This is a genomic window from Polaromonas sp. P4_F9 (genome assembly GCF_056401235.1).
Genome location: NZ_JBFUJT010000019.1, coordinates 1 through 14,292, shown reverse-complemented (window position 1 = coordinate 14,292; position 14,292 = coordinate 1). Strand labels below are relative to the sequence as shown.

Here is a 14,292-nt window from a genome sequence, read left to right as displayed (position 1 = left end):
CCTGCTGGAACAGCACCCCCTATATGACTCAGTTGCGCAGGAAATCATCATGAGTGCCGTAGCCTCCGTCAAGGATTTTGTTTCGAGCTTCATGCTCACCGAGTTGTTCAAGGGCATGGCCCTGACCGGCAAGTACATGTTCAGCCGCAAGATCACGGTTCAGTTTCCCGAAGAGAAAACTCCGTTGAGTCCACGTTTCCGGGGACTGCACGCGCTGCGCCGTTATGAAAACGGCGAAGAGCGCTGCATTGCCTGCAAGCTCTGCGAGGCCGTATGCCCGGCGCTGGCCATCACGATTGAGTCGGAGGTGCGCGACGATGGCAGCCGCCGCACCTCACGCTATGACATCGACCTGACCAAATGCATTTTTTGCGGTTTCTGCGAAGAGAGCTGCCCGGTCGACTCGATTGTTGAAACCCACATTTTTGAGTACCACGGCGAAAAACGTGGTGACCTGTATTTCACCAAAGAGATGCTGCTGGCCGTGGGCGACCGCTATGAGGCCGAAATTGCCGCCAACAGGGCGGCTGACGCCAAATACCGTTGAACCACCTCGCCACGCAAGCCGGCTCAAGAAAGAATCCACAACAACATGGACGCTAAAACAGGTCTCTTTTATGTCTTTGCCGCGGTGCTGCTGTTTGCGGCATTCCGGGTGATTACCGCGCGCAATCCGGTGCATGCAGCGCTGTACCTGGTGCTGGCATTTTTCCAGGCAGCCGCCGTCTGGATTTTGCTCAAGGCCGAGTTTCTGGCCATCACGCTGGTGCTTGTCTATGTCGGCGCCGTCATGGTGCTCTTCCTCTTCGTGGTCATGATGCTGGACATCAATATTGACAGCGTGCGCAAGGGCTTCTGGAAGCATTTCCCGCTGGCCGGCTCGGTGGGTGCCATCATCGCGCTGGAGATGTCTTATGTGCTGATGGGGGGGTTCCGCGAGCCCCCCAAAGCGGCCACTGCACCGGGACAGATTGGCGCGCAGGTCTCCAACACCAAAGAGCTTGGAAAGCTCCTGTATTCGGAATACCTCTACCCGCTGGAAGTTGCAGCGGTGATCCTGCTGGTGGCCATGATTGCCGCCATTGCACTGACCTTGCGTGAACGCAAGGACTCCAAATACATCAATCCTTCCGACCAGGTCCGGGTCAAGCGGGGAGACCGGGTCAGCCTGGTCAAGATGAAGTCTGTGGTCGCCGCACCTGCTACTTTGGGTACGGCAACTCCCATCGAGGAAAAACAATCATGATGCTCACGCTGGGACATTTTCTTTCGCTGGGCGCCATGCTGTTTGCGCTGTCGGTCATCGGTATTTTTTTGAACCGAAAAAATCTGATTATTTTGCTCATGGCCATTGAGCTCATGCTGCTGGCGGTCAACATGAATTTTGTGGCGTTTTCCTACTACCTGAACGATATGGCCGGGCAGGTGTTTGTGTTTTTCATCCTGACCGTCGCCGCCGCCGAATCCGCCATCGGCTTGGCCATCCTGGTGCTGCTGTTCCGCAACAAGTCCAGCATCAACGTCGACGAACTCAACACGCTCCAGGGTTAAACAATGAGCCCCCACGCTTTTCACTTCGAGCCTTCGGCGCGCTGCCCCTTGAACGACGTTCGGGGCGCACTTTTATTAATTAGGGCAGGCCTACGGGCGGTTAAACAATGAGCGCAACCCTTTCTGCATCAACATTGCTGGCCGTTCCGCTGGCACCGCTGGCCGGCGCCTTGCTGGCCGGTATTCTGGGCACCTCCTTTGGTGGCAACTGGATAGGCCGCCGCCTGTCCCACACCTTCACCATTCTGGGTGTGCTGGTGGCTTTCGTCATCTCGGCCATGACGCTCAAAAGCGTGGCGCTTGGGGGGGCTCGCTTCAATGAAACGCTCTACACCTGGATGGTGGTGGGCGGCCTGAAGATGGAAATCGGCTTCCTGGTCGATGGTCTGACGGCCATGATGATGTGCGTGGTGACTTTTGTCTCGCTCATGGTGCACATCTACACGATTGGCTACATGGAAGAGGACGACGGCTACAACCGCTTCTTTGCCTATATTTCGCTCTTCACTTTCTCCATGCTGATGCTGGTGATGAGCAACAACATGCTGCAGCTGTTCTTCGGCTGGGAAGCGGTGGGCCTGGTTTCCTACCTGCTGATCGGCTTCTGGTTCAACAAGCCGAGCGCCATTTTTGCCAACATGAAGGCCTTCATCGTCAACCGTGTGGGGGACTTCGGCTTCATTCTGGGTATTGGCCTCATAGCAGCCTACGCCGGTACGCTCAACTATGCCGAAGCGTTTGCCAAGGCGGATGAGCTGTCCCGACTGGTGTTCCCGGGAACCGGCTGGATGCTGATTACCGTGATCTGCATTTGCCTCTTCATCGGCGCCATGGGCAAGTCGGCCCAGTTCCCGCTGCATGTGTGGCTTCCCGATTCCATGGAAGGCCCGACCCCGATTTCCGCGCTGATTCATGCGGCCACCATGGTGACGGCCGGTATCTTCATGGTGGCGCGCATGTCACCGCTGTTTGAGCTCAGTGATACCGCACTCAGCTTCATCATGGTGATCGGAGCGATCACGGCACTGTTCATGGGCTTTCTCGGCATCATCCAGAACGACATCAAGCGCGTGGTGGCTTATTCCACCCTGTCGCAGCTGGGTTACATGACGGTGGCGCTGGGTGCTTCCGCCTACTCCGTGGCCGTGTTCCATCTGATGACGCACGCTTTCTTCAAGGCCCTGCTGTTTCTGGCAGCCGGCTCGGTGATCATCGGCCTGCACCACAACCAGGACATCCGCTGGATGGGCGGCGTTCGCAAGTACATGCCCATCACCTGGATTACCTCGCTGCTCGGATCGCTTGCGCTGATCGGCACACCGCTGTTCGCCGGTTTTTATTCCAAGGACAGCATCATTGAGGCCGTGCATGAAAGCCACCTGGCGGGCGCTGGTTTTGCACATTTCGCGGTGCTGGCCGGCGTGTTCGTGACAGCGTTCTATTCCTTCCGCATGTACTTCCTGGTGTTCCACGGCAAGGAGCGGTTTGACCAAAACCCCGATGGACACCACCATGACGCCAGCGAGGAGCCGGATCCGCACCACCATCGCGAAGAACATCAGCCACCGCACGAATCGCCATGGGTGGTCACCGTGCCGCTGATTCTGCTGGCCATTCCGTCGGTGGTCATCGGCTTCATGACGATCCAGCCCATGCTGTTTGGCGAGTTCTTCAAGGACGCAATTTTCTTCAATGCCGAGAAGCACCCCGCAATGGAAGAGCTGGCTAAGGCCTTCCACGGTCCGGCGCAAATGGCGTTGCACGGCCTGATGACGGCACCGTTCTGGCTGGCGCTGTCGGGTGTGGTGCTGGCGTATTACATGTACCTGGTCAACCCCGCGCTGCCCGCGCGCATCAAGCGTATGGTGCAACCTCTCTACACGCTGCTTGAGAACAAATACTATTTCGACTGGTTCAACGAGAACGTGCTGGCCCGCGCAACGCGTGCGATGGGTACGGGTCTGTGGAAGGGCGGCGACGAGGCGCTGATCGATGGCGCACTGGTCAACGGCTCGTGGAAGCTGGTGGGCTGGGTATCGGGTGTTGTGCGCCGTTTGCAATCGGGCTATATCTACCACTACGCCTTCGGCATGATCGTCGGCATCTTTGTGTTGATGACGTATTTCGTCTGGCTCAATAAATAAAACATCAAGGAAGAACAAGAATGGGTTTGTTGAGCCTTGCCATCTGGATGCCGATTATTTTCGGTGTCGTGTTGCTGGCGCTGGGTCGTGACGAGCAGGCACGCAGTGTGCGCTGGATCGCGCTGATCGGTGCCGTGGTCAGTTTTCTGGTGACCTTGCCCCTGTATGACGGCTTTCAGCTGGGTACTTCGGCCATGCAGTTCGTCGAAAAAGGCCCCTGGATACAGCGCTTCAATGTCAATTACCACCTCGGCGTGGACGGCATCTCGCTGTGGTTTGTGCTGCTGACCGCTTTCATCAATGTGGTGGTCGTCATTGCCGGCTGGGAAGTGATTACGACGCGTGTGAATCAGTACATGGCGGCCTTCCTGATTCTCAGCGGGCTCATGATTGGCGTGTTTACCGCGCTGGACGGCCTGTTGTTTTACGTGTTCTTCGAAGCTACGCTTATTCCGATGTACCTGATCATCGGTATTTGGGGTGGCCCGAACAAGATCTATGCCGCTTTCAAGTTTTTCCTGTACACGTTGATTGGCTCGCTGTTGTTGCTGGTCGCGCTGATTTTTCTGTACAACAAGTCGGGCGGCAGTTTTGACATTCTCACGTGGCACAAGCTGCCGCTGGGCGGTACGGTGCAGACCCTGCTGTTCTTCGCCCTTTTTGCTGCGTTCGCGGTGAAGGTGCCGATGTGGCCCGTCCACACCTGGTTGCCCGACGTGCACGTCGAGGCCCCCACAGGCGGCTCGGCCGTGCTGGCTGCCATCATGCTCAAGCTGGGCGCATATGGTTTCCTGCGTTTTTCAATGCCGATCGCACCGGACGCCACCCACGAATGGGCCTGGCTGATGATTGGCTTGTCGCTGATTGCCGTCATTTATGTCGGGCTGGTAGCCCTGGTGCAGCAAGACATGAAAAAACTGGTGGCCTATTCGTCGGTGGCGCATATGGGTTTTGTCACCCTGGGCTTCTTCATCTTCAGTGACCTGGGTGTTTCAGGCGGTATCGTGCAGATGATCTCCCACGGTTTTGTGTCGGGCGCCATGTTCCTGTGCATCGGCGTGCTGTACGACCGCGTTCACTCGCGCGAGATCGCCAGCTACGGCGGCGTGGTCAACACCATGCCCAAGTTTGCAGCGTTTTCCTTGCTGTTTGCCATGGCCAACTGCGGCTTGCCGGGCACGGCCGGTTTTGTCGGCGAATGGATGGTTATTCTGGGCGCTGTCAAATCCAACTTCTGGATGGGCGCCGCCGCCGCGACGGCACTGATTTTTGGTGCCGCCTACACGCTGTGGATGTTCAAGCGTGTCTACCTCGGGCCGGTCGCCAACGATGACGTCAAGGCCCTGACCGATATCAACAGCCGTGAATTTTTGACGCTTGCCTTGCTGGCGATCGCCGTGCTGTACATGGGTATTTATCCCAAACCGTTTACCGATGTGATGGATACCTCGGTGGCGGACCTGCTCAAGCATGTGGCCGTATCGAAACTGAACTAGGCAAAGAATTCAGATGATTGACAAACTCTCCTGGATCACGGTTTATCCTGAAATCGTCCTCGTGGTCATGGCCTGCGTGATCGCGCTGCTGGATCTCGGGGTGAAAACCCCGCGCCGCACCGGTACCTATGTACTGACCTTGCTGACCCTGGCCGTGGTCGCTGCCATGGAAGCTTTCTATGCGCTGGGCGGTCAGACTTTTTACGGCTTTGGCAACATGGTGGTCAGCGACCCGATGGGCGGCTGGCTCAAGTGTTTTGCCAGCATCAGCCTGATGGTCACACTGGTCTATAGCCGGCCTTATGCCGCCGATCGCGACATGTTGCGCGGTGGCGAGTTGTTCACGCTGGGCCTGTTTGCCTTGCTGGGCATGTTCGTGATGATCTCGGGCCATAACTTCCTCGTGATCTACATGGGCCTGGAGCTGATGACGCTGTCCAGTTACGCCCTGGTCGCCTTGCGCCGTGACAATGCCACCGCCACGGAAGYTGCCATGAAGTACTTTGTGCTGGGTGCACTGGCTTCCGGCTTTCTGCTGTACGGCCTGTCGATGCTGTATGGCGCGACCGGCTCGCTGGACCTCAATGAGGTCTTCAATGCCATCGCCAGCCGGCAGGTGAAACACCAGGTGCTGGTGTTTGGCCTGGTATTCATCGTGGCTGGCCTGGCGTTCAAACTCGGCGCCGTGCCATTCCATATGTGGTTGCCCGACGTCTACCACGGCGCGCCGACTGCTGTCACCCTGCTGATTGGCGGTGCGCCGCAGCTGGCGGCCTTTGCAATCTGCATCCGCCTTCTGGTGGAAGGCCTGTTGCCTCTGGCGATTGACTGGCAGCAGATGTTGGCGTTGCTGGCCATCGGCTCGCTGCTGATCGGCAACCTGGCTGCCGTGGCGCAATCCAACCTCAAGCGCATGCTGGCGTTCTCAACGATTTCGCAGATGGGGTTCCTTCTGCTCGGCCTGCTGTCCGGCGTGGTCAACGGCAACCAGATGAATACCGAAACGGCCTACAGTGCGGCAATGTTCTATGCGGTGACCTATGTGCTCACCACGCTGGGCGCTTTCGGCATCATCCTGTTGCTGGCCCGTGCCGGGCATGAGTCTGAAGAAATCACCGACCTCGCCGGCCTCAACCAGCGCAGTCCGCTGTATGCCGGGGTCATGGCAATTGCCATGTTCTCGCTGGCCGGCCTGCCACCGCTGGTCGGTTTTTATGCCAAGCTGGCGGTGCTTCAGGCGCTGATTTCATCGCAGCTGACCAGCTATCTGCTGTTGGCCATTTTTGCGGTGATGATGTCGCTGATCGGCGCGTTCTACTACCTGCGTGTGGTCAAGGTGATGTACTTTGATGCGCCCGAGAGCCACAATGCCCAGCCGATCTCGGCGCCGGCAGACGCCAAGGCCGTGCTGGCGATCAACGGCGCGCTCATTCTGATCCTGGGCATTGTCCCCGGTGGCCTGATGACCTTGTGCGCACAGTCTGTCAGCAGCATCGTCAAGTCGCTGGGAAACTAGGCCTTCCCTCATGAGCCAGACCGTTTCAGTCTGGGTGGTTGTGTTGCTGGCTTTGCTGTTGGCCAATCTGCCCTTCGTCAGCAACCGCCTTTTCGGGGTGTTTGCACTCAAGACGCCCAAAAATTTGGCGGTGCGATTGCTGGAACTGCTGGTCTGGTACCTGATCACAGGCGGCGTGGGTCTTTTTCTGGAGCAGCGCGCCGGTCAAATCGCGCCGCAGGGCTGGGAGTTTTATGCCATCACGGGCACACTCTTCATCACCTTTGCATTTCCCGGTTTCACCTGGCGTTACCTGTTCAAGCATCGCTCATGAATCGCTCATGAGCCTGCTGTCGCAGGCAAGGAAAGCAGCATGGACTCCAGCAAATTGAGCGAAGTGAGTAAATTGAGCGAATTCAGCCATCTGACCGAGACGCCCGTCGGCTCCGAAGACATCCTCAAGGGGAATTTTCTTCATGTCCGCCGCGATACCGTCCGACTGCCTGATGGCACCCACACTGAGCGCGAGTACGTTATCCACCCTGGCGCTGTGATGATCGTGGCGCAACTCGATGATGGTCGGCTGGTGCTGGAGCGCCAATACCGTTATCCGATGGGCTCTGTCATGATTGAGTTTCCTGCCGGCAAGCTGGATGCCGGCGAGGCATCGCTGGCGTGTGCGCAGCGTGAGCTGCTAGAGGAGACCGGCTATACCGCGCGGCAGTGGGCACGAGCCGGCGTGCTGCACCCGGTGATTTCCTACTCTACCGAATTCATTGACATCTGGTTTGCCCGCGACCTCACGCTGGGTAGCCGGCAACTGGACAGCGGCGAATTCCTCGAAGTGTTCACCGCGACGCCGGCCGAACTGGTGGCCTGGTGCGGCAATGGGCGGGTGACCGATGCAAAGACCCTCACCGGCGCCTTGTGGTTGCAAAACGTGCTGTCGGGGCTATGGGCATTGGACTGGCAAACCACCGCGCCGTAGCGACCTTGCGATAATCCGTTCATGAAAGTCCTGAATCTCCAGTGTGCGCACCAGCATTCCTTTGAAGGCTGGTTTGCGTCTGAGGACGATTTTCAGACGCAACTGGCACGCGGATTGGTTGAATGCCCGATGTGTGCCGACAAGGGCATTCACAAGCTGCCCAGCGCACCACGGCTCAATCTCGGCGGGCACCCGGCCCCGGCCGCAGTGGGCCAGGGGACGCAGGATGCACAATCCACCGCGCCTGCTCCGCGCGTCCGGGAAGGCTCTGCGGCATCTCGCGCGGATGCGCTGACCAGTGTGGTGGCCGGTGCAAGCCCTGCCGAACAGGCCGCCTTCCTCAAGGCGCTGCGCCATGTCGTGGCCCATACCGAGGACGTTGGTGAACGCTTTGCCGACGAAGCACGGCGCATGCACTACGGCGAGGCCGAGGCGCGCAGCATTCGCGGCCAGGCCAGCGCCCGCGAAGCGGTGGAGCTGGTGGAAGAGGGCATTGATGTCATGCCCCTGCCGCTACCTCTGGCCGTCAAGGAAACCCTGCAGTGAAATTGGCCCCCACGGTCGCTCACTTCGTGTAGCTCCCTGCCCCCGAGGGGGCCGCTGCGCCTGCGGTCTGGCAAAGCCAGTCCCGCGGCCCCTGCTGGTGAAGATGGAGTCGCCCACGGTTGCTCACTGCCCCCGAGGGGGCCGCTGCGCCTGCGGCCCGGCAAAGCCGGTTCCGCGGCCCTTGCTTGAAGTGTCGAGCCGCCAAAGTCGTTCATTGCACTCAGCTCTTTGGCGCGATGGGCTCCTCTTGACTCAGYGACTCAGGGGTACAGGCCGCGCAGCTGGCGGGTATGCAGGATGCGTTTGCAGGCCACGATAAACGTCGCGGTACGCAGCGTTACCTTGTGGTCCTGCGCGACTTGCCAGACACCCGCGAAAGCCTCTTTCATGATGCGGACCAGGCGTGCGTTGATCTCGCCCTCGTCCCAGAAAAAGCTGGAAAAGTCCTGCACCCATTCAAAATAACTGACGGTCACGCCACCGGCGTTGGCAATCACGTCAGGCAGCACCAGCACATTGCGTTCCTGAAGGATGTCGTCGGCCTCGGGCGTGGTCGGGCCGTTGGCGCCTTCGATGATCATGCGTGCCTTGATGCGGCCGGCGTTGGCGGCCGTGATCTGCTCTTCCAGCGCAGCCGGAATCATGATGTCGCAGTCGACTTCCCAGAACAGATCATTGGCAATCACTTCCGCGTTCGGGAAGCCTCCCACGCTGCCGGTCTCGGCCACATGCCTGATCAGGGCTGGCACGTCCAGACCGGCTTCGCGGTAAATCGTGCCGCCATGATCCTGGACGGCCACGACACGCGCCCCCGTTTCATGGAACAGCCTGCCGGCGACGCCGCCCACGTTGCCGAAGCCCTGCACCGCGACCCGCGATTTGCTGACGTCCAGGTCGATGTGCTTGGCCGCTTCCATTCCCACCGTGAACACGCCGCGGCCAGTGGCATCGCGGCGCCCCAGTGAGCCCCCCAGATCGACCGGCTTGCCGGTGACCACCCCGGTTGACGTGGAGCCCGTGTTCATCGAGTAGGTGTCCATCATCCACGCCATGACCTGCTCGTTGGTATTCACATCGGGTGCCGGAATGTCCTTGGTGGGGCCGATGATGATGCCGATCTCGCTGGTGTAGCGCCGTGTGATGCGCTCCAGCTCGCCCAGCGAGACGGTTTTTGGATCGACGCGTATGCCGCCCTTGGCGCCGCCGAAAGGCACGTTTACCGCCGCGTTCTTGATGGACATCCAGGCCGACAGCGCCATCACTTCCGACAGTGTCACATCCTGGTGGAAGCGCACGCCGCCCTTGCCGGGACCACGCGACACGTTGTGCTGCACCCGGTAGCCCTCAAAGTGCGCAATGGTGCCGTCGTCCATGTTGATGGGCACATCGACAACCAGGATGCGCTTGGGCCGCTTGAGCGTTTCTGCCCACCGACCCAGGCTGCCCAGGTGCGGTATCACGCGATCCACCTGCTGCAGGTAGTTGCCCCAGGGCCCGAGTTTGTCGGCCTGCAGGTAAGAAGGAAGCGAATGGGTGCCTGGTGCGGCGCTTGCGCTGGGGGTGGATGCTTGTGACATGCGAAATCTCCTTGTGGAACAGTCAGGTCGCCAAGCTTAGAAGCCGCGAATCAAACTGTCCAAGGCATTGTTCGGTCTTTGCCATGCAAAAAATGCATAGTTAAGATTTTCCGATTCCCGGGCCTGTCCAGCCCCAGCCCAGCCCCAGCCCCAGCCCCAGCCCCAGCCCCAGCCCAGCCCAGCCCAGCCCAGCCCGGCCCGGACCGGACCGGTCCGGTCCGGGCCGAGAGGCGAGGCGAGGCGAGGCGAGGCGAGGCGAGCGAGCCCTGTTCAAACGTTGAACTGCAGCGCCGCCAGCCGTGCATACACGCCGCCACGGTTCACCAGTTCGGCATGCGTTCCTTGCTCGACCAGCCGGCCGTGGTCGAGCACGACGATGCGGTCGGCCTGCTGCACCGTGGCCAGGCGGTGGGCAATCACCAGCGTCGTACGCCCCTTCATGGCAGACTCCAGCGCGGCCTGCACCATGCGCTCGCTTTCCGCATCCAGTGCGCTGGTGGCTTCATCCAGCAGCAGCAGCGGCGAATTCTTCAGCATGGCCCGCGCAATCGCGATGCGTTGGCGCTGCCCGCCCGACAGGCGCACGCCGCGCTCGCCCAAAAAAGTGTCGTAGCCTTCCGGCAGCGCGCTGATGAATTCATGCGCAAAGGCCGCGCGCGCCGCCGCCCTGGTTTCCTCATCGCTGGCGCCGGGCTTGCCGTAGCGGATGTTCTCCAGTGCGCTGGTGGAAAAAATCACCGCGTCCTGCGGCACGATGCCGATGCGCTGGCGCAGGTCCTGCAGTGCCATGTCGGACGTTGCAACGCCGTCCAGTTCAATGCGGCCCGAGGCCGGGTCATAAAAGCGCAGCAGCAGCTGGAACACGGTACTTTTGCCGGCGCCGCTGGGCCCCACAATGGCTACGGTCTGGCCGGGCGCCACGCTTAGGGTGAGCTCACTCAAGGCCGCCTGCGCCGGGCGTGAGGGGTAATGAAACGTCACGGCTTCAAATTTAATGGCGCTACCAGAGCGAATCTCGGGCGGCGCGGCCGGTTTCGACGGCGAAACGACGGGCGAGCGTGATGCCAGCAGCTCCATCAGGCGCTCGGTCGCACCGGCCGCGCGCAGCAGGTCCCCATAGACCTCGCCCAGCACTGCCGAGGCGCTGGCCAAGATGATCACATAGACCACGGTCTGGCCCAGATGGCCGGCGCTGATGTCGCCGCGCATCACCGCCTGGGTGCCCTGGTACAGGCCCCAGAGCAGGGCTGCCGACGTGGCAATGATGATGAACGCCACAAGCACCGAACGTGCCCTGGTGCGCCGTATGGCGGTGTTGAAGGCATTGGTGGTGGACAGGTCGAAACGCGCGGCCTCCCGTGCCTCGGCGGTATAGCTCTGCACCACGGGAATGGCGTTCAGCACCTCCGCAGCGATGGCGCTGGAGTCGGCCACCCGGTCCTGGCTGGCGCGCGAGAGCTTGCGCACGCGCCGCCCGAACCACACCGAGGGCGCCACGATCAGCAGCAGGACGCCGAGCACCTGAACCATCAGGTAGGGGTTGGTGTAGACCAGCATGCCCAGCGCGCCGACGCCCATCACGGCGTTGCGCAAACCCATGCTCAGCGACGAGCCCACCACGGTCTGCACCAGCGTCGTGTCGCCGGTCAGGCGCGACAGCACCTCGCCGGTTTGCGTGGTTTCAAAGAACTCGGGGCTTTGCCGCACCACATGCGAGTACACCGCATTGCGCAGGTCGGCCGTGACCCGTTCGCCGAGCCAGCTGACCATGTAAAAGCGGCCCGCGGAAAAAAGCCCCAGCGCGGCGGCAACGGCAAACAACTCGAAAAAGTGGGTGCGCAGCGCCATCAGTTGGGAGCCCTTGTCCGCCACGTTCAGGCCGCCATCGATGAGGCTGCGCAGCGCCAGCGGAAAGACCAGCGTGGCCACGGCCGCCATGACGAGAAAAAACAGCGCCAGCGCAATTCGGCCGCGGTAGGGGCGCAGAAAGGGCACGAGGCCCGAGAGGGAGCGGGGCGAGCCCTTGGTTGCTGCGGAACGGGTCATCAATGAGGAGGAGGTAGCCATCCTGCAAGTCTAGCCGTTAAAGATGCCATCGCAAACACAGCCTTGACAATATTTGCTTAGGCATGTATTATTTGTCCATGGCTTCAAAAAGCAAATCAACCGACAACTCAAACCCATTCGTCGACGCGCTTTCGTGCCCGCTGGTGGAGTTTTATCGTGCCGAAGGCTACAAGCCGGACGACAGCATCGGTTACCTGATGCGCCGCATCATTGCCTTGATTGCCCAGGGCGTGGAGCGCGAACTCGAGCCCAAGGGCCTGACCAACGCACAGTGGGTGCCGCTGCTCAAGCTCTACATGGGCCGGGCTTCGACGGTGGCCGAACTGGCGCGCACGTGCGAGCTGGATGCCGGCTCCATGACGCGCCTGCTAGACCGGCTGGAGGCCAAGCAGCTGTGCCGCCGGGTTCGCTCCTCGGACGACCGGCGGGTGGTCAATCTGGAGTTGACAGACGCGGGCCGCACCGCTGCCCAGGAAATCCCCGCCATCCTCAGCCGCGTCCAGAACGCCCATCTTGCCGGCTTCTCGGTCGAGGAATGGCAAACCCTCAAAAGCTATTTGCGCCGCATTCTTGACAACGCGCAAACCATTCAAGCCTCGGTGGAAAAAAATGAGAAGTGAAACAAACGCCCCTTCACCTTCAATAACCGGCCCGGTGACTGCGCCCGAGGGCAGGTCAAAGCGTTTGCCGCTCTGGCATGCGTCCGTGCGTATGGCCCTGGTGACGGCGGCCGGCCTGGTGGCCGCGAGCCTGATGGCCACGGGCCTCACCGGCTGCGCCGACATGTCCGGCATCGCGCCGCAGTCCAGCCTGCGCGATGCGCCTTCGCTGGGCCTGAACGCCGATGCGGCAGCAGGGCAGGCAGGCGTTGCCGCCGAGTGGTGGCGCGACTTTGGCGACGAACAGCTCAATGGCCTGATTGCCCAGGCGCTGCAAAGCAGCCCCAGCCTGAAGCTTGCACAGGCCCGCCTGGCACGGGCCCGGGCCGTGATGGAAGTGGCGGATGCCGCCACCTTGCCGCAGCTCAATGGCCAGATCGACCTGACACGCCAGCGCTACACCGCCAACGGCGCGGTGCCCCCACCGCTGGCAGGCGCCATTCGCGACAGCGGCACGGCCCAGCTCAACGCCAGCTGGGAACTTGATTTCTTTGGAAAAAACCGCGCCGCACTGGATGCCGCTCTGGGCAGCGCCCAGGCGGCCGAGGCCGACGCACAGGCCGCGCGCGTGCTGCTTGCCAGCAATGTAGCCCGCAGCTACTTTCAGCTGGCTCGCCTCCACGAGCAGGCCTTTGTTGCGCGCCGCACGCTGGCGCAGCGGGAAGAAACCCTCAAGCTGGTGCAGGACCGCGTCGCTGCCGGGCTCGACACACGGCTCGAGCTGCGCCAGAGCGAGGGCGGCCTGCCGGAGGCGCGCCTGCAACTGGAGACGGTGCAGGAGCAGATCGCCCTGACGCGCAACGCGCTGGCGGCCCTGGTTGGGCAAACCGGCAGCGCCCTGGCCCAGAATCCAACCGCACTGGCAGCTATTAAAACTGTAGCATTGGCGCCGACCATTCCGGCAGACCTGCTAGGCCGCCGGGCCGACATTGCCGCCGCGCGCTGGCGTGTCGAAGCCGCGTCCAAAGATGTGGTGAATGCGAAGACACAGTTCTATCCCAATATCAACCTGGTCGCTTTTGCCGGTTTTTCCAGCATCGGCCTGGGCCGTCTGCTCGACGCCGGCAGCCAGCAGTGGGGCGTAGGCCCGGCGCTGCGCCTGCCGATTTTTGATGCGGGCCGGCTGCGCGCCAACCTGCGCGGCAAGACCGCCGACCTTGATGCCGCCGTCGAAAGCTACAACGCCGCCGTGATTGATGCGGTGCGTGACGTGGCTGACCAGGTGGCCTCATCGCAGGCCATTGGCCGTCAGCAGGCCGAGCAGCGTTCCGCGCAGGAAGCCGCAGAGGGCGCTTACGAAATTGCCGTGCAGCGTTACCAGGCTGGCCTGGGCAACTACCTCAATGTGCTGACGGCCGAAACCAGTGTGCTGACCCAGCGCCGCCTGGCGGTTGACCTGGCCGCCCGCGCGCTGGACACGCAGGTGGCGCTGATGCGCGCACTGGGTGGCGGTTACACGCCAACGTCAGTAACCGCTACCCGAGCGCTATAAAACCCGTAGCTTCTTTCGCCCGTGTTTGTTGGGCCAGAGGCCTGGTTGACCTAGTTGACCTAATAGACCTAATTGACTTAGAACCTATCCGTAAATTATGTTTACCTTGAGCGTCACTTTGCGGAACGCGATGATGGCAGCGGCTATGTGGTTCAGCGCGACGAAGCTGCGTTCGAGCTTCTCGTATCGCACGAGCAGCTTGCGAAAGCGGTTGAACCAGCTGTGGCAGACCTCGACCACCCAGCGCCGCGCCTTCCTGGTCGGGTCGCGCCGCTTG

The 14,292-nt window shown here is 61.1% G+C and carries 14 protein-coding genes; 11 read left to right on the top strand and 3 right to left on the bottom strand.

Annotated elements, in window-relative coordinates; genetic code table 11:
* Positions 1–49 precede the first annotated feature (49 nt).
* From nuoI to AC1DUB_RS17190, 9 genes are all read left to right on the top strand, one after another.
* A complete protein-coding gene (nuoI, locus tag AC1DUB_RS17230; protein WP_477730556.1) occupies positions 50–547 on the top strand; it encodes an NADH-quinone oxidoreductase subunit NuoI in 498 nt (165 codons plus the stop codon).
* A gap of 45 nt (positions 548–592) precedes the next feature.
* A complete protein-coding gene (locus AC1DUB_RS17225) occupies positions 593–1,246 on the top strand; it encodes an NADH-quinone oxidoreductase subunit J (RefSeq protein WP_477730555.1) in 654 nt (217 codons plus the stop codon).
* Positions 1,243–1,551, top strand: coding sequence for an NADH-quinone oxidoreductase subunit NuoK (gene nuoK, locus AC1DUB_RS17220; RefSeq protein WP_011484155.1), 309 nt, complete (start codon positions 1,243–1,245; stop codon positions 1,549–1,551). Before AC1DUB_RS17225 ends, nuoK begins: the two co-directional genes overlap by 4 nt.
* A 107-nt stretch (positions 1,552–1,658) precedes the next feature.
* Positions 1,659–3,695, top strand: a complete 2,037-nt coding sequence (nuoL, locus tag AC1DUB_RS17215; RefSeq protein ID WP_477730554.1) for an NADH-quinone oxidoreductase subunit L — start codon at positions 1,659–1,661, stop codon at positions 3,693–3,695.
* A gap of 20 nt (positions 3,696–3,715) precedes the next feature.
* Positions 3,716–5,191 carry an NADH-quinone oxidoreductase subunit M gene (locus AC1DUB_RS17210; RefSeq protein WP_477730553.1) on the top strand — a complete coding sequence of 492 codons (1,476 nt, stop codon included), beginning with the start codon at positions 3,716–3,718 and terminating at the stop codon, positions 5,189–5,191.
* Positions 5,192–5,204: 13 nt separating this feature from the next.
* Positions 5,205–6,707 carry an NADH-quinone oxidoreductase subunit NuoN gene (gene nuoN, locus AC1DUB_RS17205; RefSeq protein WP_477730552.1) on the top strand — a complete coding sequence of 501 codons (1,503 nt, stop codon included), beginning with the start codon at positions 5,205–5,207 and terminating at the stop codon, positions 6,705–6,707.
* A gap of 10 nt (positions 6,708–6,717) precedes the next feature.
* Complete coding sequence (locus tag AC1DUB_RS17200; RefSeq protein WP_477730551.1) at positions 6,718–7,020, top strand: DUF2818 family protein; 303 nt, start codon at positions 6,718–6,720, stop codon at positions 7,018–7,020.
* A 39-nt stretch (positions 7,021–7,059) separates the two neighbouring features.
* Positions 7,060–7,674 carry an NUDIX domain-containing protein gene (locus AC1DUB_RS17195; protein WP_477730550.1) on the top strand — a complete coding sequence of 205 codons (615 nt, stop codon included), beginning with the start codon at positions 7,060–7,062 and terminating at the stop codon, positions 7,672–7,674.
* A gap of 21 nt (positions 7,675–7,695) precedes the next feature.
* On the top strand, positions 7,696–8,220 hold the full coding sequence (locus tag AC1DUB_RS17190) for a DUF1178 family protein (protein ID WP_477730549.1): 525 nt from the start codon (positions 7,696–7,698) through the stop codon (positions 8,218–8,220).
* Between the two features lie 260 nt (positions 8,221–8,480).
* Here AC1DUB_RS17190 and AC1DUB_RS17185 read toward each other — a convergent pair whose 3' ends face one another.
* Positions 8,481–9,797, bottom strand: coding sequence for a Glu/Leu/Phe/Val family dehydrogenase (locus AC1DUB_RS17185; protein WP_477730548.1), 1,317 nt, complete (start codon positions 9,795–9,797; stop codon positions 8,481–8,483).
* Positions 9,798–10,067: 270 nt separating this feature from the next.
* A complete protein-coding gene (locus AC1DUB_RS17180) occupies positions 10,068–11,864 on the bottom strand; it encodes an ABC transporter transmembrane domain-containing protein (RefSeq protein ID WP_477730547.1) in 1,797 nt (598 codons plus the stop codon).
* A gap of 77 nt (positions 11,865–11,941) precedes the next feature.
* On the opposite strand from AC1DUB_RS17180, the gene AC1DUB_RS17175 reads away from it, so the two are divergent.
* Together AC1DUB_RS17175 and AC1DUB_RS17170 are read left to right on the top strand one after the other, a co-directional pair.
* A complete protein-coding gene (locus AC1DUB_RS17175; RefSeq protein ID WP_477730546.1) occupies positions 11,942–12,484 on the top strand; it encodes a MarR family winged helix-turn-helix transcriptional regulator in 543 nt (180 codons plus the stop codon).
* A gap of 91 nt (positions 12,485–12,575) precedes the next feature.
* On the top strand, positions 12,576–14,015 hold the full coding sequence (locus AC1DUB_RS17170) for an efflux transporter outer membrane subunit (RefSeq protein ID WP_477730616.1): 1,440 nt from the start codon (positions 12,576–12,578) through the stop codon (positions 14,013–14,015).
* Positions 14,016–14,099: 84 nt separating this feature from the next.
* On the opposite strand, the gene AC1DUB_RS17165 is transcribed toward AC1DUB_RS17170, so the two are convergent.
* Positions 14,100–14,292 (bottom strand): transposase (locus AC1DUB_RS17165; RefSeq protein WP_477730545.1); only part of this gene is annotated, 193 nt, incomplete at its 5' end.

Bases quoted from the DNA above. Each gene is read 5' to 3' on its own strand.
- AC1DUB_RS17195 (WP_477730550.1), top strand. From the start codon at position 7,060: ATGGACTCCAGCAAATTGAGCGAAGTGAGTAAATTGAGCGAATTCAGC.
- AC1DUB_RS17190 (WP_477730549.1), top strand. From the start codon at position 7,696: ATGAAAGTCCTGAATCTCCAGTGTGCGCACCAGCATTCCTTTGAAGGC.
- AC1DUB_RS17180 (WP_477730547.1), bottom strand. From the start codon at position 11,864: ATGGCTACCTCCTCCTCATTGATGACCCGTTCCGCAGCAACCAAGGGC.
- nuoL (WP_477730554.1), top strand. From the start codon at position 1,659: ATGAGCGCAACCCTTTCTGCATCAACATTGCTGGCCGTTCCGCTGGCA.
- AC1DUB_RS17185 (WP_477730548.1), bottom strand. From the start codon at position 9,797: ATGTCACAAGCATCCACCCCCAGCGCAAGCGCCGCACCAGGCACCCAT.
- AC1DUB_RS17175 (WP_477730546.1), top strand. From the start codon at position 11,942: ATGGCTTCAAAAAGCAAATCAACCGACAACTCAAACCCATTCGTCGAC.
- AC1DUB_RS17170 (WP_477730616.1), top strand. From the start codon at position 12,576: ATGGCCCTGGTGACGGCGGCCGGCCTGGTGGCCGCGAGCCTGATGGCC.
- nuoK (WP_011484155.1), top strand. From the start codon at position 1,243: ATGATGCTCACGCTGGGACATTTTCTTTCGCTGGGCGCCATGCTGTTT.
- AC1DUB_RS17200 (WP_477730551.1), top strand. From the start codon at position 6,718: ATGAGCCAGACCGTTTCAGTCTGGGTGGTTGTGTTGCTGGCTTTGCTG.
- nuoI (WP_477730556.1), top strand. From the start codon at position 50: ATGAGTGCCGTAGCCTCCGTCAAGGATTTTGTTTCGAGCTTCATGCTC.
- AC1DUB_RS17225 (WP_477730555.1), top strand. From the start codon at position 593: ATGGACGCTAAAACAGGTCTCTTTTATGTCTTTGCCGCGGTGCTGCTG.
- AC1DUB_RS17210 (WP_477730553.1), top strand. From the start codon at position 3,716: ATGGGTTTGTTGAGCCTTGCCATCTGGATGCCGATTATTTTCGGTGTC.